Consider the following 21,028-nt stretch of genomic DNA (forward strand, 5'->3'; position numbering starts at 1 on the left):
GACAAACCGATGAGCCGGACATGAACGCGGACAGCGAAGCCCCCCGGGCCGATACCCCCACCCAGCACGACCAGCACGGCCGCTGGCCCCAGGCCGCCTCGGTCGAGGATTTCCGCCGCAACCTGGCGGCGGTGCGCGAACGCATCGCCGCGGCATGCCGGCGCGCCGGCCGCGACCCGGCCGGCGTGCGGCTGCTGCCGGTCAGCAAGACCGTCGACGAAGCGCGCATCCGCCTGGCCTACCAGGCCGGCTGCCGCTTCCTGGGCGAGAACAAGCTGCAGGAGGCGGCCCGCAAATGGGAAGCGATGTCCGATCTGGCCGACCTGAAGTGGTCCATCATCGGCCACCTGCAAACCAACAAGGCCAAGCTGGTGGCGCGCTTCGCCGCCGAGTTCCAGGCGCTGGACAGCCCGCGGGTGGCCGAGGCACTGGACCGCCGGCTGCAAGCCGAGGGCCGCGCGCTGGACGTATTCGTGCAGGTCAACACCTCGGGCGAGGCCAGCAAGTACGGCCTGCATCCAGATGATGTCCAGGACTTCCTGCGCCAGATGCGCGCCTACTCCGCCCTGCGCGTGCGCGGGCTGATGACGCTCGCCCTGTTCTCCGCCGAAGCCGAGCGGGTCCGGCGGTGCTTCGTGCTGCTGCGCACGCTGCGCGACCGCCTGCGGCAGGACGCGCCGGCCGGCATCGGCCTGGACGAACTGTCCATGGGCATGTCGGGCGACTACGAGATCGCCATCGAGGAAGGCGCAACCGTGGTGCGCGTGGGCCAGGCCATCTTCGGCGCCCGCAGCACGCCGGACGCCTACTACTGGCCCACAGCCGACCCGCAGCCTGCATCATGAACGATCCCGGCCCCCTCCCGCTGGACGTAGTCTCCATCATGTCCCAGGTCGTCTACGGCCACGTCGGCAACTCGATCGCGGTGCCCAGGCTGTACCGCGCCGGCCTGCACGTCGCCGCCGTGCCCACCGTCGTGCTCAGCAATACTCCCCACTACCCCACGATGCACGGCGGCGCCCTGCCGCTGGACTGGTTCCAGGGCTACCTGGACGACCTGACGGCCCGCGACGCGCTGCGCCGGTTGCGGGCCGTGGTGGTGGGTTTCCTGGGCAACGCCGCGCAGGCCCAGGCGCTCGGCCGCTGGCTGGAAAGGATACGGCCGGACCACCCGGACCTCATGCTGATCGTCGATCCCGTCATCGGCGACCACGACCATGGCATCTACGTCGACCCGTCGCTGGTGGATGCCTACCGCGACCACCTCGTCGGCCAGGCCCGCGGCTTGACGCCCAACGGCTTCGAACTCGCGCAGCTGACGGGCATGCCCGTGGACGGCATCGACGACGCCATCCGCGCCGCCCGCCGGCTTCTGGCGGGCGATACCGAATGGGTGGTCGTCACCAGCGCGGCGCCCGCGACCTGGACGCCGGACGACATGAAGATCCTGGTCGTGACGCGCACCGACACGGCAACCATCGTCCATCCCCGGCTGGCCCTGACCCCCAAGGGCACCGGGGATCTCTTCACCGCGTCGCTGGCCGCGCACCTGCTGGAAGGCGCGGCTATCGAAGCCGCGGCGCGGCAGGCCGCCGATGACGTCCTGGCCGCGCTGCGGGAAACGCAACGCGCCGGCTGCGCCGAACTGCTGCTGCCGCCCCACCCCTGAACGCCGGACCGGAACCCCGACAATGAACCGCCAAGCCCTGATCGTCCGCCACGTCGCCTTCGAAGACCTGGGCACGCTGGCCCCGCTGCTGGCCGGGCGCGGCTACCGCGTGCGCTACCTGGAAGCCGGCGTCGATGCGATCGCCCCCGGGCCGCTGGCCGCGGCCGACCTGGTCGTGATCCTGGGCGGCCCGATCGGCGTCTACGACACGGACCGCTATCCCTTCCTGGAAGCGGAACTGGCGGCCATTGCCGAACGGCTGAAGCAGGACCGGCCCACCCTGGGCATCTGCCTGGGCGCGCAACTGATGGCCAAGGCGCTGGGCGCGGACGTCAAGCCCACCGGCCGCGCCGAAATCGGCTATGCGCCGCTTACCCTTACGGACGAGGGGCAGGCCTCGGTTCTACGCGGCATCGGATCGGTGCCCGTGCTGCACTGGCACGGCGACCAGTTCGACATCCCGCCCGGTGCCGCCAGGCTGGCCCAAACGCCCGGCTTTCCCAACCAGGCCTTTGCCCTGGGGCCTCGCCTGCTGGGCCTGCAGTTCCACCTGGAAGCGCAGGCCACGCACATCGAACGCTGGCTGATCGGCCACGCCTGCGAGCTGGCGGCGCACCGGATCGACGTCGCCGCCATCAGGCGGGACGCGGCGCGCCATGGCGCCGAGCTCGAACGCGTGGCCCGCCAGGTCTTCGGCGACTGGCTGGACGGCTGCTGACACCCGGCCACCTCTTCAGATCCGCGCCGGCCCGGCTCCGCCCGTGGCCGCCTCGGCCGCCTGTATGCCCGACAGGATGGCGGACGGGACGCCGTAGCCTGGAAACGTGGTCTGTCCGGCCAGATACAGGCCGCGCAGCGGCGTGCGATGCGGGAAGAAGCGGTCGGGCGAGGCGCCGGGCGCCACGCCATACAGCGCCCCCTCGTACAAATGCCGCTGGCGGACGAAGTCCCGCGGGTCCAGCACGCGGACGGCATCGACCCGCAGTCCCGGAACGCGCCGCCGCATGGCTTCCAGATAGCGGTCCACGGTCGCCCGGGTCATGTCCGGCGTCCACGCTTCGGCGGAGGCGATGCCGGAGACGGGCGCGTACAGCTCCAGGATGGACCGTCCCGGGGGCGCCAGGTCCGGCAGCACCTGCGTGGGGCAGGTATAGGCCAGCCAGTGCGGCACGTCCGGCGGCGTCCGGTGCAGCCGGCCCTGCTCGCGCATGGCTGGCACATGGTTGACGATGAACGCGCCCGGCCCCTCGGCGACCGCGCCGCCCAGCTGGATCGATATCGCGCGATGGGATAGCGGCGCACGCCGCGCGCGCCGCGCCAGCGTCCGGGGCACCGCGTCGGCGGGCAGCAGGCGGTGGACCACGTCGAAGCCTGAACAGGCCGCGATCACGCAATCGGCCTGGATGCGTTCCCCGCCCGCAAGCGCGACACCGCGCGCCACGCCGCCGGCCACCGTTATGCGTTCCACCGGCCGGCCGCACAAGATGCGCACGCCGTGGCGCTGCGCCGCGCGGTACAGCGCCTGGCTGATGGCTCCCATCCCGCCCCGGGGAAGGTGGAAGCCCTCTTCCAGCAAGGCCACCAGCCCGATGATCTGCGTGGCGGGAAGCCGTTCCGGCCCCATGCCGGTGTACAGCAGGGTGGACGCGACGGCGGCCTGCAGCCCGGCATCCGGGAAATGCCCGGCGATGAGACGATCGGCCCGCCCCGACAGGGCAGGCAGGTAGCGCCACAGCCGCCCCAGCGTCCTTGCCAGGGCCGGCTCGAACGGCAGCACTTCCTGGACCAGCGTGCGATAGATCGGCGCCCAGCGGCGCCGCAGTGCGTCCAGTCCATCCCGCAACATGGCGGTCCGTGCCGCGTCTCCCTCGACCAGGGAATCCTCCACGCCCGCCAGCCGCACCACCGTGCCGTCGTCCAGGTGCGTCGCATGCGGCCGCGCGATGGCGGCCAGCTCGATCTCGCGCTCGACGTCCATGCCCAGCCGCGCGAACCCCGATCTCAGCAATGATGGAACCGCCACGTACACGGCGCCGTTGTTGAAGGTGAAGCCTTGTTCGCTGACGGTGGAGCAGCAGCCTCCGACCTCCTCGCCGGCTTCGGCCAGGACGACGTCGACGCCTTGCCGGGCCAGCGCCACGCTGGCCGCCAGGCCCGACAGCCCCGCGCCGACGACCATCGCCGACCGTATCGACCTTCCCATGGCAGCTAGCCTCCATGACCGGAAAAATTAGACAATGTACAAAATTCTACACTGTATAATTCTTTCATGATCACGGCCGCCCTTCCCTCCAAGCGCCAGCGCACGCGCGAACATATCGCGACGGTGGCGGGCGACCTGTTCGAACGCCACGGCTACGAGGCCGTGACGATGGAACAGATCGCCGTCGAGGCGGGCGTCGTGCGGGGAACGCTATACAACCACTTCGCGGTCAAGGAAGCGGTGCTTGCCGAATGGATGCATGCGCGCCTGGCGCGCGACTTGGCGCCGCTGATGCAGGCCGTCATGAAGCGCAAGACCTTCGCCTCCCGCATCCCGGTGGTCCTGGACGCCTCGGCCCGATGGTGGGAGGAACATCGGCAGTACGCAGCGCCCTACATCCGCTTCCGCTTCCAGCAGGTAAGCGATGGATCGGGCGAGCAGGCGTCGTCCGACATGGTCACCGCGTACACCGCGCTGATCCACGCGGCGCAGCAGGCCGGGGAAGTCCGCGACAACGAACCTCCTGAACGCCTGGCCAACTACCTGCATTTCCTGTACCTGTCGGCGCTGATGAGCTGGCTGGGCGACCCGAAGGTTTCCCTACGCAAGGCCTTCGCGCGCGCCTTCGACTTCTTTCTTCAGGGCGCGTCGCGCCCCTGAGGCTCGCCGCCGTCCCCGCCCCGCGCGCCGACCGCGATCCGGAAAGCCCCCAGGGCCACCACCGTCAGGAAGATCTGCACCACCGCGCAGGAGATGGCCGGATCCGAGCCGTAGCCCACGAGCTTGGTACCCAGCGCGCCGGCCGCCATCTGCCCGAACCCGTACAGGCCCGCCGCGGACCCCGTCAGCCCCGGTGCCGAGGACAGCGCGCGCGACAGCCCTGCCGGACTGGCCATGCCGCATCCCGTCGTCAGCAGGAAGGTGATGGCGATCAGCACGGGCACATTCAGCCAGCCCATGGCCTGCACGCCCAGGAACACCAAGGCCATGGCCAGGCTCAGCCCCGCCCCCATGTAGAGAAACAGCTCCGTGTTCAAGCGCCCCACCAGCCGCCGGGTCGTGGCTGACCCCACGCTGGCCCCGACGATGGTGATCGCCGCGAACCAGCCGATCTGGGAAATCGGCAACTGCAACTGCCCGTGCACGATGTAGGGTGCCGTCGCCAGATAGGGATAGAGCGCCGTGCTGGAACAGGCCCCGCCCACCATGAACCCCAGGAATCGCCGGTTGCCGACCAACTGGCCGTAGTCCCTCGCGATCTTGCCGAAGGCCAGCGGCGAGCGGTCCAGGTTGGTCTCGGGCAGCAGCCGCCACGCGCACAGCACCATCGCGGTCGCCATGCACACCAGGAACACATAGATGGCCCGCCAGCCGAAACCGTCGGCCAGGTACGAGCCCAGGATGGGCGACAGCCCCGGCCCCACCAGCGTCAACAGGTTCAGCAGCGCCAGGTCCTTGGTGGCCCGCTCGGGCGTGGAGATGTCGCGGACGATGGAGCGCCCCAGCGTGATGCCCGCCGCGCCGCCCAGCGCCTGCGCCAGGCGGGCGGCCAGCAGCCATTCGAGCGTGGGCGCGAACAGCGCGAACACGCTCGCCACCAGATAGATGCCCAAGCCCAGCAGCAGCGTGGGCCGGCGCCCAATGGTGTCCGACACCGGCCCGTAGATCAGTTGTCCGAACGCCAGCCCCACCACGTACAGCGTGATGGTCTGCTGCATGCCGGCCGGGCTCGCGCCCAGGTCGGCGCCCGCCAGCGGCAGCGCCGGCATGAAGATGTGCATGGCCATCGTGCCGCTGAGCGTCACCAGTACCAGGAGCCACAAGGGCGCCCGGATGGACGGGGCAGGGGACGGATGCGCGCGGGTCATGGAGGTCTTTCGTCTAAAGCGTATCGAACCGGCGCGCGATCTTTTCCAGGGCCTGGCGGGTGATGCGCAGTTCCTGCGCGGTCAGGTCGTCCAGCAGGCTGGCCTCGATCTCCAGGCTCTTGGCCACGATACGCTCGGCCAGCGCGCGCCCCTGCCGCGTCAGGCGGATGGACTTCGCGCGGCGATCCTCTTCCGCCGTTTCCCACTCGATCAGGCCCAGCTCGCGCAACTGCGACAGGATGCGGACCAGCGAGGACTTCTCCAGCGACAATGTCTCCGCCAGGTCCTTCTGGCGCACCACCGGCTCGCTGGATTCGTACAAGGCCAGGAGCGGCGCGCGCGTGGCGTCCGAGAGGCCCATTTCCTTGAAATGCTGATCGACCGCCCTGCGCCACTTGCGGTAGACCGCGCCGACCAGCCGTCCGAAGCGGGCCCGGACGTGTTCGTCGAGCTGCGGCGGGGTCCTTGAATTAGGTTGCATGCGAACTATTTTCCCAGCAAATTAGTTCGCATGCAACCTAAGTACGCAAACACTCCGCTGCTTGATTGCCCTATATTCTCCAGCTCGGATGACAACCTCTCTGCCCCCCCTGCCCATGTTGATACGCCCGGAACAACCGCACGACATCGCGGCCATCGACCGCGTGATCACCCGCGCCTTCGCCACCGCGCCGCATGCGAGCGGCACCGAGGCACGGATCGTCGACGCGCTGCGCGAGGCCGGCGCATTGACCCTTTCGCTCGTAGCGGAATCCCATGGCGAGGTGGTGGGCCACGTGGCCCTCTCTCCCGTGGCGCTTTCCGACGGCACACCCGGCTGGTACGGCCTCGGTCCGCTCGCCGTGGCGCCCGGACACCAGGGCAAGGGGCTGGGCGGGCAGCTGGTCGCGCATGCGCTCGATGCGCTGCGCCAGCGCCATGCGGCCGGATGCGTGGTGCTGGGCGAACCGGAATACTACGGCCGGTTCGGATTCCGGGCCGATCCGGACTTCGTGCTGCCGGGCGTGCCGCCGGAATATTTCCAGGCGGTCCGGCTCACGCCCGGGGCGGGTGGAGGAACGGTGGCGTATCACCAGGCCTTCGAGGTAGCGGCCTAGAGATCGCGGCCCCGCTTACGGTACTCCCACGGCGCGACAGGCGACGGCAAGGCCCACAGGCCACGCCGCCCCGCCCTCGCCTCGCCCTGCAGGTCAACCAGCGCCCGTTCCGCGGTGAACTTGGGATAGACCCAGGCATACCCATGGCGCAGCATCATTTCCTGCACGCTGCCATGGCCGCAATCGACATCGCCCAGCGTGCGGCCATAGCGATCCTTGCCATGGCGCGACAACCTGGCCTGCGCGCCCAACGGACAGAGTGCCCTCAGGAAATCGCGCGAGGCGATCCCGCCGGCCTGGCCAATCTCCGGCGCATCGATCCGTTCCAGGCGCACCGGAGTGCTTTTCTTTTGCGGGGGACATTGCAGGCGCATCGTGTCGCCATCGTGGATGGACGTGACGGTGCAAACCTGGGCGAACGTGGCACATGGCAGGGCGAAAGCGGCTATGCCTGCCAGGCACCGGATCATCGAAATCGTGGTTTTCATGGCGGCATTATCCCAGCACCGGCGGCACGGCCCGTCGCACCATTGCTGGGCGCACGCCCCTGAGTCGAGCGCAATCGCGCGCCACTCCTGTGCGCGGCAAGGCATCGGCCGGCCGAGCATCCCCCCTCATCTCGCCGCCCGCACGGCTAAAGCCGCATGGCAGCGCGCCTGGCACGGCTCTTGAATATGTCCCTCCAAACTTGTACACAAGAGGGAATACCAGATGCGCGGATGGACGATTTCCGACTGGCTCGACGCATACCGGGACGGCGCAAAACCGGCACGCCTGCTTGGCGAACTGCTGGAGTCCCTGGCGGGGCCGGATCCGGCCTGGATTTCGATCGCCAGCCCGGAGGTGCTCCAGGCCCAGTTGGCGGCGCTCGAAAACCGGCTGCGGTCGGTCGACGGAAACATCGATAAGCTGCCGCTGTACGGCGTGCCGTTCGCGGCCAAGGACAACATCGATGCCGTCGGGTTCGCGACCACCGCGGGCTGCCCGGCGTTCGCCTATACGCCTGCGCAGAACGCGACGCTGATCGCGCGACTCGCCCAGGCCGGCGCGATATTGATCGGCAAGACCAATCTCGACCAGTTCGCCACGGGGCTCGTCGGCGTGCGATCACCCTACGGCATACCGGAAAACGCCTTCGACCCCGAATACATATCGGGCGGATCGAGTTCCGGCTCGGCCTCCGTGGTCGCACGGGGTATCGTTCCGTTCTCGCTCGGAACCGATACCGCGGGCTCCGGCCGGGTGCCTGCGGGGCTGAACAACATCGTCGGCCTCAAGCCCACGCGCGGCGCGTTCAGCAACACCGGCGTCGTGCCGGCGTGCCGGACGCTCGACTGCGTGTCGGTGTTCTCGACGACGGTGGAAGACGCGGTTCGCGTCCATGATGTCGCCGCATCGCTGGACCTGGCCGATGGACTCTCACGAGCCGCGCCGGCGGGGTCGGCGACATGGCGTCTCCCTGCGGCCCCGCGCTTCGCCATTCCGGCGGTTCCGGAGTTCTTCGGCGACGACCTGTCCGACCAGGCTTTCAAGACCGCGGTCGCACATATCGAAGCGCGCGGCGCGACATGCGTACCCGTCGATTTCTCCGTCTTCGACGACGTGGCCGCCCTGCTCTACGACGGCCCCTGGGTGGCCGAGCGGTATGCGGCCATCCGCGCCTTCGCGGCAGGACACGAGACCGACATCCATCCCGTCGTCCGCGACGTCATTTTCAAGGCGCGCGATTTCTCGGCCGCCGATGCCTTCGACGGCATCTACCGCCTCGCGGACCTGAAGCGCCGTGCCGACACATTGCTGGCGCAGTTCGATGCGTTGCTGGTCCCCACCGCCCCGACGCACTACCGGATCGCCGAACTGCTGGCCGATCCGATACGCTTGAACAGCAACCTGGGCAAGTACACGAATTTCGTCAATCTGCTCGACTGGAGCGCGGTCGCGGTGCCGGCGAACCTGCGCGAGGACGGACTGCCGTTCGGCATCACCCTGATCGGCGACGCCTGGCGCGAGCGGGCACTTGCCGGCTTCGCCGCATCGTGGCACGAAGCGACCGGCCTGACGCGAGGCGCAACGGGGCTGCCGCTTGCCGCTGGCAGGATCCCCGCCGCCGGATCCGCGGACCTCGACACGACAGGCGAATCCATCCGCGTGGCGGTAGTCGGCGCCCATCTGCGCGGCATGCCGCTGAACCACGAACTGACGTCGCGGGCAGCCCGGTTCGTCGAATCGACCACGACCGCCGCCAACTATCGGCTCTATGCGCTGGCCAACACGACGCCGCCAAAGCCCGGTCTCGTGCGGGCGGACCACGGCGCGCCGATACGGGTGGAGCTATGGGACGTACCCGCGGCGGCATTCGGCTCGTTCGTCGCCGGCGTTCCCGCGCCGCTGGGCATCGGCACGCTGACCCTCGCCGACGGCCGGCAGGTCAAGGGTTTCATCTGCGAACCCTATGCGCTGGACGACGCCAGCGACATCACCGAATTCGGCGGCTGGGCGAGCTACCTCGACAGTCGGCGCCCCAGCAACGAGCCGTCACGTTCCTGAACCGGAGCCCACATGTTCGATACCGTACTGATCGCCAATCGAGGCGAGATCGCTTGCCGCATCGCTCGCACGCTCAAGCGGATGAAAATCCGCTCCGTGGCGGTGTACTCCGACGCGGACCGCAACAGCCTGCACGTCGCCACGGCCGATGTGGCCGTGCCGCTGGGAGGCGACACCGCCGCCGACAGCTACTTGCGGGCCGACCTGATCATCGAGGCGGCCAGGCAGACCGGCGCGCAGGCCATCATTCCCGGTTATGGCTTCCTGTCCGAGAACGCCGAGTTCGCCGCGCGCTGTGAGGCCGAAGGCATCGCGTTCGTCGGACCGACCGCGCTCCAGATGAAGCAATTCGGCCTCAAGCACGAGGCGCGCGAGCTGGCCCGGCGGGCGGGCGTTCCGCTCACGCCCGGATCGGGCCTGCTGGCGGATGTCGACAGCGCGCGCAAAGCGGCCCGGGTCATCGGCTATCCGGTCATGCTCAAAAGCACGGCAGGGGGCGGGGGAATCGGACTGACACGCTGCAACGACGAAGCCGAACTGGTCGCCGCCTTCGAGTCCGTACAGCGGCTGGGCCAATCGTTCTTCGCGAACGGCGGCGTATTCGTCGAACGCTTCCTCGACCGCGCACGCCATGTCGAGGTGCAGATCTTCGGCGACGGCAACGGCAAGGTGGTCGCGCTGGGCGAGCGCGATTGCTCGCTGCAGCGGCGCAACCAGAAGGTGGTCGAGGAAACGCCCGCGCCGGATCTTCCGCCCGACGTACGCGGCAGGCTGCTGGCCGCGGCGGAGAACCTGGGCCGCTCCGTGGGCTACCGCTCGGCCGGCACGGTCGAGTTCATCTACGACGCCGCGCGGCAGGCCTTCTATTTCCTCGAGGTCAACACACGGCTCCAGGTCGAACATGCGATCACCGAAAGCGTGACCGGCATAGATCTCGTCGAATGGATGATCCTGACGGCGGCCGGCACTCCCCCCGCCCTGGACCGGGCGATCACGCCGCAGGGCGCATCGATCGAGGTGCGCATCTACGCCGAGAACCCGCTGCGCAACTTCTCGCCCAGCCCCGGCACCCTGACCGAGGTCGGCTTTCCGCCCGACGTCCGGGTGGACAGCTGGGTGGAGACTGGCACCGAGGTATCGGCCCACTACGATCCGATGATCGCCAAGCTGATCGTCCACGGGGCAGACCGGCCCGCCGCGATCGCGGCGATGGCGCGCGCGCTCGACGCGACCCGCCTCTCGGGCATCGCGACGAACCTCGACTACCTGCGCAAGGTCATCGCGAGCCGGGGGTTCCGCGACGGCGATGTCTCGACCCGCTATCTGGACGACTTCGCCTACCGCCCGTCGGCCGTGGAGGTGATCGACGCGGGCACCTACACCACCATCCAGGACTATCCCGGGCGCGTGGGCTACTGGGACATCGGCGTGCCGCCATCGGGTCCGATGGACGACTGGGCATTCCGTCTGGCCAACCGCATCGTGGGCAACAACGAGCACGCGGCCGGCATCGAGGCCACGGTACTCGGTCCGACACTGCGCTTTCACGGCGACACCGTGATCGCGCTGACCGGCGCGCCCACGGATGCGCGGCTCGACGGCTCGCCGGTCGAATTCTGGGCGCCGGTCACGGTCCGGGCCGGCCAGACACTGAAGATCGGCAAGGCAACGAGCGGCTGCCGGACCTACCTGGCCGTGCGCAACGGCCTAGACGTGCCGCTGTACCTGGGCAGCCGGGCGACGTTCGCGCTCGGCCAGTTTGGCGGACATGCCGGGCGCACGCTGCGCCCGGCCGACGTGCTACCGATTGCCGATCCCGCACTGCCCGCGACCGCGGACCTGGCGCCGATCCACGCCCCGGCTCCGCTACCCTCCGCGCTCGTGCCCGCCTACGGGCGGGAATGGGAAATAGGCGTGCTGTACGGCCCGCATGGCGCCCCCGATTTCTTCAAGCCGGAATCGATCGAGACGTTCTTCGCCAGCCAGTGGGAAGTCCATTACAACTCGAACCGCCTGGGCATCCGGCTCAATGGGCCCAAGCCGGAATGGACGCGCTCGGACGGAGGGGAAGCCGGCCTGCATCCGTCGAACATCCACGATTGCGAGTACGCGATCGGCAGCATCAACTTCACTGGCGACATGCCGGTTATCCTCACGCGCGACGGCCCGAGCCTGGGCGGATTCGTCTGCCCGGTCACGATCGCCAAGGCGGAACTGTGGAAAGTCGGACAGGTCAAGCCTGGCGACCGCATCCGCTTTCGCGAGATGTCGTTCGACGAGGCGCTCGCGCTGGAGCGGCGGCAGGATGCGTTCATCCGCGACTGGAACGGGACATCGATCGATGCGCCGGCATTTTCCACGCGCCGCGGCTCGCCCATCCTGTTCGAGGCGCCCGCGCAGGGTGAACGTCCCAAGACCGTTTTCCGCCAGGCCGGCGACAAGTACATCCTGGTCGAGTATGGCGACAACGTGCTCGACCTGAACCTGCGATTCCGCGTCCATGCGCTGATGGAGGCGCTCAAGGCGGCCGCCCTGCCCGGCGTGCTGGAACTGTCGCCGGGCGTGCGGTCGCTGCAGGTGCGCTACGACGGCCGGACCATCGGCCAGCGGGCGCTTGTCGAGGCGCTGGCGGCAACCGACGCGACGCTGGCCGGCATTTCGACGATGAAAGTGTCGAGCCGGGTGGTGTACCTGCCCATGGCCTACGAGGACTCGGCGACGCTGGACGCCGTGGCGCGCTACCGGCAGTCGGTGCGCGATACCGCGCCCTGGCTGCCCAGCAACACCGAGTTCATCCGGCGCATCAACGGCCTGGCCTCGACGCAGGACGTGCACGATACGATCTACCAGACGAGCTACATGGTGCTTGGCCTGGGCGACGTCTACCTGGGCGCCCCGTGCGCGGTACCGGTCGACCCGCGCCATCGCCTGCTGACCTCGAAGTACAACCCCGCGCGAACCTACACGGCCGAAGGAACGGTCGGCATCGGCGGCGTGTACATGTGCATATACGGCATGGATTCGCCCGGCGGATACCAACTGGTGGGACGAACGCTGCCCATCTGGAACAAATTCCTGAAGAACGAAGCGTTCGTCGATGGCAAGCCATGGCTGCTGCGCTTCTTCGACCAGGTCCGCTTCTACCCGGTGACCGAGAGCGAGCTGGAAGGATTGCGCAATGACTTCCGGGAGGGCCGCCAGGGCGTGCGCATCGAGGAAGAGATCTTCGATCTCGGTGAGTACAACGCCTTCCTGGCCCGGATCGAACCGGAGCTGGAAGTGCTCCGGGCCACCCAGAAGCAGGCGTTCGACGCGGAGGTCGCCCGCTGGGCGACCCAGTCCGACGAGGCTGGCACCGCGGACGACGGCCCGGATGAGGCCACCACCGCGCATGACGATCCGACGGGCTCGATCGTTGCCGCCGACATCACGGGCAACGTCTGGAAGCTGCTCGTCGAACCCGGGGCAACCGTGAAGGCGGGAGACTCGCTGCTGATCCTGGAAGCCATGAAGATGGAATTCCACATCTCCGCGCCGCACGACGGCCTGGTCAAGAGCCTGCATTGCCGCCCCGGCATGATGATCAGCGCCGGCGACCCCCTGGTATCGCTGGCATGACCGCCGCTTCATAACCGTTTCTGGAATTCCTTATGGCGGACAACCGCGTGCCGGGCGAACCGGCGCAGGGCGCGAACAACCTCGCGACACAGATCTACACCCGGTTGAAGGCGGACATCTTCGATTTCCGGCTATTGCCCGGCGACAAGTTCAGCGAAGGCGACGTCGCCGCGCGCATGCAGGTCAGCCGCACTCCGGTGCGGCAGGCGCTGTTCTGGCTGTTGCGCGAAGGCTACGTGGACGTGCACTTCAAGAGCGGCTGGCAGGTGCGGACCTTCGACTTCAAGTACTTCGAGGACCTGTACGAGATCCGCGTGATGATGGAAACGACGGCCATCGACCGTATCGTCGCCGGGCGCCAGACGGCGCAGCTCGATCCGCTGCGGGAGATCTGGTGCGTGCCAGCCGGAATGCGCGAGCAGGATCCGGCCAGGGCGGCGGCGCTCGACGAGGGCTTCCACGCGGGGTTGGTCGCCGCGACCGGCAACCTCGAGATGGCCCGGATGCATACGGACGTGGCCGAACGCATACGCATCATCCGCCGCCTCGACTTCACCAAACCGCCGCGCGTGGCCGCCACCTACCAGGAGCACGCGGACATCCTGGACGCCATCGGCAAGAACGACGCCGCGCTCGCGCGGCAGATGGTCCGTGCGCATATCGCCGAGAGCCAGGCCGAAGTCAAGCGCATCACGCTGTACATGATGCAGACCGCCCGCGAACGCTATGCGTCGCGCGAGCAGGCCTGAAGCTCCCGGGATGCGTGCGGGGCGCACCAGCATGGCGCCGCCACGCACCGACATCTATCACGACAAGACGCGAACAGCCCGCTGAATCCCCCTTCCCTGCTCCGGCGCCGCCGGCTCATCCGCTGGCCCGGAAGTTGCATCTTCAATGCAGTCTTGTATCCAAGACGAAATACAACCTTCCACTTCCAAGGACGATCAATGAAAAAGCGTGAGTTTCTGAAGGTCGCATCGGCAGCGGGCCTGGCGGGAATCGCCGGCAGACTCCCTTCCGCATTCGCGCAAGGTGCGAACAAAGGGCCGATCAAGGTGGGTATCCTGCATTCGCTGTCGGGCACGATGGCGATCTCGGAAACGTCGCTGAAAGACACGGCGCTGATGACCATCGCCCAGATCAACGCGGCGGGCGGCGTGATGGGCAGGAAGATCGAGCCGGTCGTGGTCGACCCGGCGTCAAACTGGCCGCTCTTCGCGGAAAAGGCGCGCCAGTTGATTTCGCAGGACAAGGTCGCCGCCGTGTTCGGATGCTGGACGTCGGTATCGCGCAAGTCCGTGCTGCCCGTGTTCGAAGAACTGAACGGCCTGCTTTTCTATCCGGTGCAGTACGAGGGCGAGGAAATGTCGCGCAACGTGTTCTACACCGGCGCCGCGCCCAACCAGCAGGCCATCCCCGCGACCGAGTACCTGATGAGCGCGGAAGGCGGCGGCGCCAAGCGCTTCTTCCTGCTGGGCACCGACTACGTCTACCCGCGCACCACCAACAAGATCCTGCGGGCCTTCCTGCAATCGAAGGGCGTGCAGGATGCCGACATCCAGGAGGTCTATACCCCGTTCGGCCACAGCGACTACCAGACCATCGTCGCGAACATCAAGGCCTTCGCGCGTGGCGGCAAGACCTGCGTCATTTCCACGATCAACGGCGACTCGAACGTGCCGTTCTACAAGGAACTCGGCAACCAGGGCCTGAAGGCGGCCGACGTGCCCGTCGTGGCGTTCTCGGTGGGCGAGGAAGAACTGCGCGGCATCGACACCAAGCCGCTGGTCGGCAACCTGGCCGCGTGGAACTACTTCATGTCGCTGCGCAATCCGGAGAACACGAAGTTCAAGGAGATGTTCGCGGACTGGGTGAAGAAGAACAACCTGCCGGGTGGCGCGAAGCGCGTGACCAACGATCCGATGGAGGCCACCTACGTCGGTCTCCACATGTGGAAACAGGCGGTCGAGAAGGCCAAGAGCACCGACGTCGACAAGGTGCGCGCCGCGATGATAGGCCAGAAGTTCGCCGCGCCCTCGGGCTTCACGCTGGAGATGGACGGCAACCACCACCTGCGCAAGCCGGTGATGATCGGCGAAGTGCGCGCGGACGGCCAGTTCAACGTCGTCTGGCGCACCAAGGCGCCGGTGCGCGCGCAGCCGTGGAGCCCCTACATTCCCGGCAACCAGGGCAAGCCGGATGTCGTCGGCTCGCTTCCCGCACTGGCGCGCCAGTCCGGCCTGGCCTGAGCCCGACGCCGGGACACGGCGCGGCTGTCGTGTCCCGGCGGATTCCTGTCCTTGTCCAACCCGGTCTTCCCCACATGAACCTGCGCCAATACCTGCGCGCCGTGGCCGTGTCGGCGGCGCTCGCGTGCCCCGGCCCGGCGGCCTTCGCGCTCGACGCCGCCGACATCGCTCCGTTGGGCGGTGACGACTTCGATGCCAAGCTGGCCGCGATCGACAAACTGATCGAGACGCGAGACGAGAGCTCGTTCGCGCTGCTCAAGGCGCTTTCCGACGACAACGCACTGGCCACCGACGCGGGGCAGTTGTTGATCCGGTCGGACGCGGCCACGCGCGACGCGGCGACCGGCAGGCCGGTCGGCCAGGACGTGGCCGATGCCGCGCAGCCTGTCACGCTGAACAATCTGCTGCGCGCGAAAGTCGCCGGCGCGCTGGCCGGCCTGCAGCTCGCATCGCCCGATGCCGCCGCGCGCGGCGCGGCGATCGACGCGCTGCTGAAGAGTCCGGATCCGTCGATGAAGCCCCTGGTCGACGCCGCGCGCGCGCGGGAAGCCGATCCCGCCCTGAAGCAGCGTCTCGACACACTATGGTCGATGACCGCGCTGCACGCCCCGGATGCCGCGACCCGGCTCGAAGCGGTCAAGCTCGTCGCCGCCCGCAAGGATCCGGGCATGTACGAACTGCTGCGCCCGCTGACGGCCAAATCGGCGACCGGCGCATGGCAGGAACCCGACCCGCAGGTACGGGCCGTCGCCCAGCAAGGGCTCGACACGCTGGACGGCATCGAGCGCCGCGGACGGATCGCCGGCACGCTGTTCGCCGGCCTGTCGCTCGGCAGCGTGCTGCTGCTGGCCGCGCTGGGCCTGGCGATCACCTATGGACTGATCGGCGTCATCAACATGGCGCACGGGGAATTCCTGATGATCGGCGCCTACGCGACCTACGTCGTGCAGACACTGTTCCATCGCTACGCGCCCGCGGCGTTCGACTGGTATCCGCTGGTGGCGGTGCCGGTCGCGTTCCTGGCGGCGGCGCTCGGCGGCGCGGTCATCGAACGCCTGGTCCTCAAGCACCTCTATGGCCGGCCGCTGGAGACGCTGCTGACCACCTTCGGCATCAGCCTGATCCTGATCCAGGGCACGCGCATGATCTTCGGCGCACAGAACGTCCAGGTGGAAAACCCTTCATGGATGAGCGGCGGCGTGACCGTCATGCAAAGCCTGATCCTGCCGTACAACCGGATCGCGATCCTGGCGTTCTCGCTGGCGGTCGTCGCGCTGGCCTGGGCCATGCTCACGCGGACCCGCCTGGGCTTGTTCGTGCGCGCGGTCACGCAGAACCGCCGGATGGCCGCCTGCGTCGGCGTGCGGACCGCGCGCGTGGACGCCTATGCGTTCGCGTTCGGCGCCGGCATCGCCGGACTGGGAGGCTGCGCGCTGTCGCAGATCGGCAACGTGGGACCGGACCTGGGCCAGAGCTACATCATCGACTCCTTCATGGCCGTGGTGCTGGGCGGGGTCGGCCAGATCGCCGGCACGGTGATCGGCGGCTTCGGACTCGGTCTCGTCAGCAAGGCGATCGAACCGTTCTGGGGCGCCGTGCTCGCCAAGATCGCGGTGCTCGTGCTGATCGTTCTCTTCATCCAGAAACGCCCGCAGGGCCTGTTCGCCCTGAAGGGCCGTAGCGCGGAGGCTTGAGATGGCTGTCACGATATCGACGATGCCGGGGATCCCGTCCGCCGCCGGCCAGGACATCGGACGGACGCTGGGCCTGCCGCCGCGTCCGGCGCTGCTCTCGCGCAACGCCTGGCTCGCATTGCTGGCGCTGAGCATCGCGGTGGGCATAGGGGTGCCGGTCGGCGCGCTGGTGATGCCCGAGACGAGCGCCTTTCACCTGTCCGCCTACGCGATGACGCTGGCCGGCAAGTTCATGTGCTACGCCATCGGTGCGCTCGCGCTGGACCTGGTCTGGGGCTACTGCGGCGTATTGAGCCTGGGGCACGCGCTGTTCTTCGCGCTGGGTGGCTACGCGATCGGCATGTACCTGATGCGCTCCATCGGCAACGAGGGCGTGTACGGCAGCGACCTGCCCGACTTCATGGTGTCCCTGAACTGGCAGGCCCTGCCCTGGTACTGGGAAGGCACCCAGCACCTGGGATACGCCCTGCTGCTGGTGGTACTGGTGCCCGCGGCCGTCGCCTGGATATTCGGCTTCTTCACGTTCCGCTCGCGCGTCAAGGGCGTCTACCTGTCCATCATTACCCAGGCCCTGACCTTCGCCGCGATGCTGCTGTTCTACCGCAACGAGACCGGATTCGGCGGCAACAACGGTTTCACCGACTTCAAGCGCATCGCCGGCTTCGCCATCACCCACCCCGGCACCCGTACCGCGCTCTTCCTGCTGACCTTCGCCACGCTCGTCCTCGCGTTCATCGCCGCGCGCGCCATCGTCACCTCCAAGCTCGGCCGCGTCGTCACCGCGGTGCGCGACGGCGAGACCCGGCTGATGTTCCTCGGCTACAACCCCCTGGGCTACAAGCTGTTCGTGTGGACCGTGTCGGCCATCCTGTGCGGCATCGCGGGCGCACTGTACGTACCCCAGGTCGGCATCATCAACCCCGGGGAGATGTCGCCCGGCAACTCGATCGAAATGGCGATCTGGGTCGCCGTCGGCGGGCGCGGCACCCTGATCGGCCCCATCGTCGGCGCCTTCGCCGTCAATGGCGCCAAGAGCTTCTTCACCGCCAACTTCCCCGAATACTGGCTGTTCTTCCTCGGCCTGATCTTCGTACTGGTACCGCTGCTGCTGCCGCGCGGCATCATGGGCCTGATCGGAAACGTCTTCAAGCGGAGCACGCACTGATGGGTACGCATCCTGCCATGGACCACGCGAAGACGCCGCCGCGCAGCGCGTCGGGCTTCGGCGACGGCCTCGACCAGCCCACCCTGTCCGGGGCCGCCGCCCTGGGGCACGTGGTCCGGCCCAACGCCATCGACGTGTCGCATGGCACCATCCTCTACCTGGAAGACGTGACGGTCAGCTTCGGCGGCTTCCGGGCGTTGAACAAGCTGTCCCTGACGGTCGACGCCGGGGAATTGCGATGCGTGATCGGCCCCAACGGCGCAGGCAAGACGACGATGATGGACGTCATCACCGGCAAGACCTCGCCCGACGCTGGCAAGGTCTACCTGGGCCAGAGCATCGACCTCACCCGCCTGAACGAACCGCAAATCGCCCAGACCGGCATTGGCCGCAAGTTCCAGAAACCCACCGTGTTCGAACAGCACCCGGTCTGGGAAAACCTGGAACTCGCGATGAAGGCGGACAAGCGCTGGTGGGCGTCGCTGCGCGCGCGCCTGGACCGCGCGGCCCAGGCCCGGATCGAACACACGCTGGAAGTGATACGCCTGGAAAGCGAGGCGCGCCGGCTCGCGGGCGAACTCTCGCATGGCCAGAAGCAGCGCCTCGAGATCGGCATGCTGCTGATGCAGCAACCGGCCCTGCTCTTGCTGGACGAGCCCGCCGCCGGCATGACCGACGACGAAACCATGGAACTGGCCGTGCTGCTGAACCGCCTGCGCGGCACCTGCTCCATGATGGTGGTCGAACACGACATGGAGTTCGTCGCCGCGCTGGCCGGCGAAACCGGCCGCGTGACGGTCATGGCCGAAGGCCGCGTGCTGGCCGAAGGCTCCCTGGACCACGTGAAACGGGACGAAGCCGTCATCGAGTCCTATCTGGGACGTTGAACTTGCGGGGAACGGACGATGCTGAACATTGAAGGATTGAACCAGTTCTACGGCGGCAGCCACATCCTGCGCGACATCTCCATGACCGTGCCCGACGGCAAGCTGACCGTGCTGCTCGGCCGCAACGGCGTCGGCAAGACCACCCTGCTGCGCTGCCTGATGGGCGTCGTGCCGACGAAAAGCGGCACCATCGCCTGGCGCGGCCAACCCTTCACCAGACTGCCCACCTACGAACGCGTCGCCCGCGGCCTCGCCTACGTGCCCCAGGGGCGCGACATCTTCCCTCGCCTGACGGTCGAAGAAAACCTGCTGGTCGGGGCCGCCAGCCGCAAGGCGCCCGCCGGCGTGCCCGAGCACATCTACGCGCTGTTCCCGGTACTCAAGGACATGCGGGCCCGGCGAGGCGGGGATCTTTCGGGCGGCCAGCAGCAGCAACTGGCCATCGGCCGAGCCCTGATGAGCGAACCGCAGTTGTTGATCCTGGACGAACCCACGGAAGGCATCCAGCCTTCGATCATCCAGGAAATCGGCAGGACGCTGCGCCGCCTCGTCGACGAAATGGGGCTGACGGTGCTGCTGGTCGAGCAGTATTACGACTTCGCAAAGGCGATCGCGGACCGATACTGGGTGATGAACCGGGGGGAAATCGTGGCCAATGGGCTGGGTGCGGACATGGATGCGCAAGGGGTGCGGGAGATGATCGCGGTCTGACAACCGGAGCCGTCCCGCCCGCCCATCCGACTTACTCGGCCTTGACGAAAGCCTGCGAACTGTCGAATACGCCCGAACCGACGGCGGCCGGCGGGGTGGGTGTGGTGGTGTCGGTACCGGTGCTCGAACCATCCGAGCCGCCGCAGGCAGCAGGTGCCAGCAGCACGCAGGTGCTGATCAGGGTGCGCGGGAACATGTACGGCGTCTCCGGCGACGGCCCGAATATCGATCAGCGCTCGTTGGGTCATGCTCCTTCTGTCTGGCTTGCGCTGGCGCTGGGATTTGTTACCAACATAAAATCTCCACGACGCCCGAGCGCAATAAACTCCACTTCCCGTCCATAGGAAATTCCATGAAGCTAGTAGCCGCTCTCGTTTTTCTTGCCTCGACATTGACTGCCTGTGCCGTGTACACGCCCGATGGAGCAGTGATCGTTGATCCAGGGATGAGCCGTGGAGGTGGGGGTGGAGGTGGTTTCTGCCCCCCGGGCCAAGCGAAAAAGGGAAACTGCTGACTGCTCCCCGGGGGCGCTACAGCTGCACGGAGGCATGAGGTATTAGTTGCCGGAGTCCCCGCTATCCGGCGATCACGCGATGTCGCCAGATCGGCCAGGGGGTAGCGCTTGGTGGCCCATTCCTGGGCCTCACGCTTGGTCGGAAAGGCGACGGTTTCGCGGCGACCGTAACGCATGATCTCTGTGCGCCATGTGTCGCCGCGCTTGCGATAGGACAGCATCAGCGGTTGGCGCAAGTAGTGCGATGGCCGATGTATCCGTGGTGCCCGGGGCCGGAATCGAACCGGCACGCCTTGCGGCGGGGGATTTTGAGTTCGGCCTTGACGATGCGTGCCTAGGAAAACTAGGCGTAGTGTACCGTAAGCTAAGAAAGCTAAAAGCAATTACGAAACAGTAGCTTAACGAAGTCTGGCGAAGTCTGGCCAACACGATGACTGTACTGTAGATGTACCGGGGCTGTATTGTGTGGGACGGCTACGGCATGGAGCACAATTGGAACGCTTTACCAGAGAAGAGGCGGAGCGCATGGGCGCCTTCGAAGAAACCGCGCTGGACTGGGAGGACATTGTGAAGGGCCTTGCTTTCGAACGTGAGCGCACTGCTGCGAAAACCTCGCAACACATCGATCAGTTTCATGCGGAACAATGCGGCCCCAGACCGAACAGCCGATCATTGAGCCCCTTTTTATCACGGCGGAAATCGAGGCTGAGATGATCGCGGCAGGATATGTGTTCGAACCGCCGCCCTGGGTTTTGCTTCCACGTCGATAGCTGTTCACAAAACGCCCTTTGGCCCGGTATGAGTGT

At 67.5% G+C, this 21,028-nt stretch carries 19 protein-coding genes; 13 read left to right on the plus strand and 6 right to left on the minus strand.

Annotation, left to right across the window (positions count from 1 at the left end; genetic code table 11):
• Window positions 1-20: 20 nt before the first annotated feature.
• From N5K27_RS10455 to N5K27_RS10465, 3 genes are read left to right on the plus strand one after another with little or no spacing between them, the layout of a single operon-like run.
• Entirely contained in the window at window positions 21-845 is an 825-nt protein-coding gene (locus N5K27_RS10455; RefSeq protein ID WP_279816236.1) for a YggS family pyridoxal phosphate-dependent enzyme, read from the plus strand.
• A complete protein-coding gene (gene pdxK, locus N5K27_RS10460) occupies window positions 842-1,669 on the plus strand; it encodes a pyridoxine/pyridoxal/pyridoxamine kinase (RefSeq protein WP_279816238.1) in 828 nt (275 codons plus the stop codon). The genes N5K27_RS10455 and pdxK overlap by 4 nt, the downstream gene beginning before the upstream one ends.
• 22 nt (window positions 1,670-1,691) lie before the next feature.
• Window positions 1,692-2,387, plus strand: a complete 696-nt coding sequence (locus N5K27_RS10465) for a glutamine amidotransferase (RefSeq protein ID WP_279816241.1) — start codon at window positions 1,692-1,694, stop codon at window positions 2,385-2,387.
• 15 nt (window positions 2,388-2,402) lie between these two features.
• On the opposite strand, the gene N5K27_RS10470 is transcribed toward N5K27_RS10465, so the two are convergent.
• Complete coding sequence (locus tag N5K27_RS10470) at window positions 2,403-3,872, minus strand: NAD(P)/FAD-dependent oxidoreductase (protein ID WP_279816244.1); 1,470 nt, start codon at window positions 3,870-3,872, stop codon at window positions 2,403-2,405.
• 66 nt (window positions 3,873-3,938) lie between these two features.
• Here N5K27_RS10470 and N5K27_RS10475 point away from each other — a divergent pair, with 66 nt between their 5' ends.
• A complete protein-coding gene (locus tag N5K27_RS10475) occupies window positions 3,939-4,532 on the plus strand; it encodes a TetR/AcrR family transcriptional regulator (protein ID WP_087837479.1) in 594 nt (197 codons plus the stop codon).
• Here N5K27_RS10475 and N5K27_RS10480 read toward each other — a convergent pair.
• Both N5K27_RS10480 and N5K27_RS10485 read right to left on the minus strand, forming a co-directional pair.
• Complete coding sequence (locus N5K27_RS10480; protein ID WP_243724410.1) at window positions 4,511-5,740, minus strand: multidrug effflux MFS transporter; 1,230 nt, start codon at window positions 5,738-5,740, stop codon at window positions 4,511-4,513. The two genes, N5K27_RS10475 and N5K27_RS10480, sit on opposite strands and share 22 nt — an antisense overlap.
• 13 nt (window positions 5,741-5,753) lie before the next feature.
• Window positions 5,754-6,221 (minus strand): MarR family transcriptional regulator, encoded by a 468-nt coding sequence (locus N5K27_RS10485; RefSeq protein ID WP_279816249.1) that lies wholly within the window; start codon window positions 6,219-6,221, stop codon window positions 5,754-5,756.
• Window positions 6,222-6,309: 88 nt separating this feature from the next.
• On the opposite strand from N5K27_RS10485, the gene N5K27_RS10490 reads away from it, so the two are divergent.
• Entirely contained in the window at window positions 6,310-6,837 is a 528-nt protein-coding gene (locus tag N5K27_RS10490; protein WP_279816252.1) for an N-acetyltransferase, read from the plus strand.
• Here the strand turns inward: N5K27_RS10490 and N5K27_RS10495 are convergent.
• The gene (locus tag N5K27_RS10495) at window positions 6,834-7,325 is read right to left on the minus strand and encodes a thermonuclease family protein (protein ID WP_165963052.1); all 492 of its coding nucleotides are present in this window, start codon (window positions 7,323-7,325) and stop codon (window positions 6,834-6,836) included. The two genes, N5K27_RS10490 and N5K27_RS10495, sit on opposite strands and share 4 nt — an antisense overlap.
• 223 nt (window positions 7,326-7,548) lie before the next feature.
• Here N5K27_RS10495 and atzF point away from each other — a divergent pair, with 223 nt between their 5' ends.
• From atzF to urtE, 8 genes are all read left to right on the plus strand, one after another.
• Window positions 7,549-9,384 (plus strand): allophanate hydrolase, encoded by a 1,836-nt coding sequence (atzF, locus tag N5K27_RS10500; protein ID WP_279816254.1) that lies wholly within the window; start codon window positions 7,549-7,551, stop codon window positions 9,382-9,384.
• Between the two features lie 12 nt (window positions 9,385-9,396).
• On the plus strand, window positions 9,397-13,002 hold the full coding sequence (gene uca, locus N5K27_RS10505; protein ID WP_279816258.1) for an urea carboxylase: 3,606 nt from the start codon (window positions 9,397-9,399) through the stop codon (window positions 13,000-13,002).
• A gap of 32 nt (window positions 13,003-13,034) precedes the next feature.
• Window positions 13,035-13,751 (plus strand): GntR family transcriptional regulator, encoded by a 717-nt coding sequence (locus tag N5K27_RS10510; RefSeq protein WP_087837485.1) that lies wholly within the window; start codon window positions 13,035-13,037, stop codon window positions 13,749-13,751.
• Between the two features lie 198 nt (window positions 13,752-13,949).
• Complete coding sequence (gene urtA, locus N5K27_RS10515; protein ID WP_279816261.1) at window positions 13,950-15,251, plus strand: urea ABC transporter substrate-binding protein; 1,302 nt, start codon at window positions 13,950-13,952, stop codon at window positions 15,249-15,251.
• Window positions 15,252-15,325: 74 nt separating this feature from the next.
• Complete coding sequence (urtB, locus tag N5K27_RS10520) at window positions 15,326-16,945, plus strand: urea ABC transporter permease subunit UrtB (protein ID WP_279816262.1); 1,620 nt, start codon at window positions 15,326-15,328, stop codon at window positions 16,943-16,945.
• 22 nt (window positions 16,946-16,967) lie between these two features.
• Window positions 16,968-18,110 (plus strand): urea ABC transporter permease subunit UrtC, encoded by a 1,143-nt coding sequence (urtC, locus tag N5K27_RS10525; protein ID WP_279816282.1) that lies wholly within the window; start codon window positions 16,968-16,970, stop codon window positions 18,108-18,110.
• 17 nt (window positions 18,111-18,127) lie between these two features.
• Window positions 18,128-18,997 (plus strand): urea ABC transporter ATP-binding protein UrtD, encoded by an 870-nt coding sequence (urtD, locus tag N5K27_RS10530; protein ID WP_087837505.1) that lies wholly within the window; start codon window positions 18,128-18,130, stop codon window positions 18,995-18,997.
• Between the two features lie 18 nt (window positions 18,998-19,015).
• The gene (gene urtE, locus N5K27_RS10535) at window positions 19,016-19,708 is read left to right on the plus strand and encodes an urea ABC transporter ATP-binding subunit UrtE (protein ID WP_087837489.1); all 693 of its coding nucleotides are present in this window, start codon (window positions 19,016-19,018) and stop codon (window positions 19,706-19,708) included.
• Between the two features lie 31 nt (window positions 19,709-19,739).
• Here the strand turns inward: urtE and N5K27_RS10540 are convergent, their stop codons facing one another.
• Together N5K27_RS10540 and N5K27_RS10545 are read right to left on the minus strand one after the other, a co-directional pair.
• Window positions 19,740-19,904 (minus strand): hypothetical protein, encoded by a 165-nt coding sequence (locus tag N5K27_RS10540; protein WP_279816266.1) that lies wholly within the window; start codon window positions 19,902-19,904, stop codon window positions 19,740-19,742.
• Window positions 19,905-20,696: 792 nt separating this feature from the next.
• On the minus strand, window positions 20,697-20,858 hold the full coding sequence (locus tag N5K27_RS10545) for a hypothetical protein (protein ID WP_279816269.1): 162 nt from the start codon (window positions 20,856-20,858) through the stop codon (window positions 20,697-20,699).
• Window positions 20,859-21,028: the final 170 nt, after the last annotated feature.

This window comes from Pigmentiphaga sp. GD03639, from assembly GCF_029845405.1.
GTDB classification, from domain to species: Bacteria; Pseudomonadota; Gammaproteobacteria; order Burkholderiales; family Burkholderiaceae_B; genus Pigmentiphaga; species Pigmentiphaga daeguensis.

Coding starts and splice junctions, on each gene's coding strand:
- urtC (WP_279816282.1), top strand. CDS start 16,968: ATGCCGGGGATCCCGTCCGCCGCCGGCCAGGACATCGGACGGACGCTG.
- N5K27_RS10465 (WP_279816241.1), top strand. CDS start 1,692: ATGAACCGCCAAGCCCTGATCGTCCGCCACGTCGCCTTCGAAGACCTG.
- urtD (WP_087837505.1), top strand. CDS start 18,128: ATGGACCACGCGAAGACGCCGCCGCGCAGCGCGTCGGGCTTCGGCGAC.
- N5K27_RS10485 (WP_279816249.1), bottom strand. CDS start 6,221: ATGCAACCTAATTCAAGGACCCCGCCGCAGCTCGACGAACACGTCCGG.
- urtE (WP_087837489.1), top strand. CDS start 19,016: ATGCTGAACATTGAAGGATTGAACCAGTTCTACGGCGGCAGCCACATC.
- N5K27_RS10510 (WP_087837485.1), top strand. CDS start 13,035: ATGGCGGACAACCGCGTGCCGGGCGAACCGGCGCAGGGCGCGAACAAC.
- N5K27_RS10480 (WP_243724410.1), bottom strand. CDS start 5,740: ATGACCCGCGCGCATCCGTCCCCTGCCCCGTCCATCCGGGCGCCCTTG.
- N5K27_RS10475 (WP_087837479.1), top strand. CDS start 3,939: ATGATCACGGCCGCCCTTCCCTCCAAGCGCCAGCGCACGCGCGAACAT.
- pdxK (WP_279816238.1), top strand. CDS start 842: ATGAACGATCCCGGCCCCCTCCCGCTGGACGTAGTCTCCATCATGTCC.
- N5K27_RS10455 (WP_279816236.1), top strand. CDS start 21: ATGAACGCGGACAGCGAAGCCCCCCGGGCCGATACCCCCACCCAGCAC.
- N5K27_RS10545 (WP_279816269.1), bottom strand. CDS start 20,858: ATGAAACTGATCGATGTGTTGCGAGGTTTTCGCAGCAGTGCGCTCACG.
- urtA (WP_279816261.1), top strand. CDS start 13,950: ATGAAAAAGCGTGAGTTTCTGAAGGTCGCATCGGCAGCGGGCCTGGCG.
- N5K27_RS10540 (WP_279816266.1), bottom strand. CDS start 19,904: ATGTTCCCGCGCACCCTGATCAGCACCTGCGTGCTGCTGGCACCTGCT.
- urtB (WP_279816262.1), top strand. CDS start 15,326: ATGAACCTGCGCCAATACCTGCGCGCCGTGGCCGTGTCGGCGGCGCTC.
- atzF (WP_279816254.1), top strand. CDS start 7,549: ATGCGCGGATGGACGATTTCCGACTGGCTCGACGCATACCGGGACGGC.
- N5K27_RS10470 (WP_279816244.1), bottom strand. CDS start 3,872: ATGGGAAGGTCGATACGGTCGGCGATGGTCGTCGGCGCGGGGCTGTCG.
- N5K27_RS10490 (WP_279816252.1), top strand. CDS start 6,310: ATGACAACCTCTCTGCCCCCCCTGCCCATGTTGATACGCCCGGAACAA.
- N5K27_RS10495 (WP_165963052.1), bottom strand. CDS start 7,325: ATGAAAACCACGATTTCGATGATCCGGTGCCTGGCAGGCATAGCCGCT.
- uca (WP_279816258.1), top strand. CDS start 9,397: ATGTTCGATACCGTACTGATCGCCAATCGAGGCGAGATCGCTTGCCGC.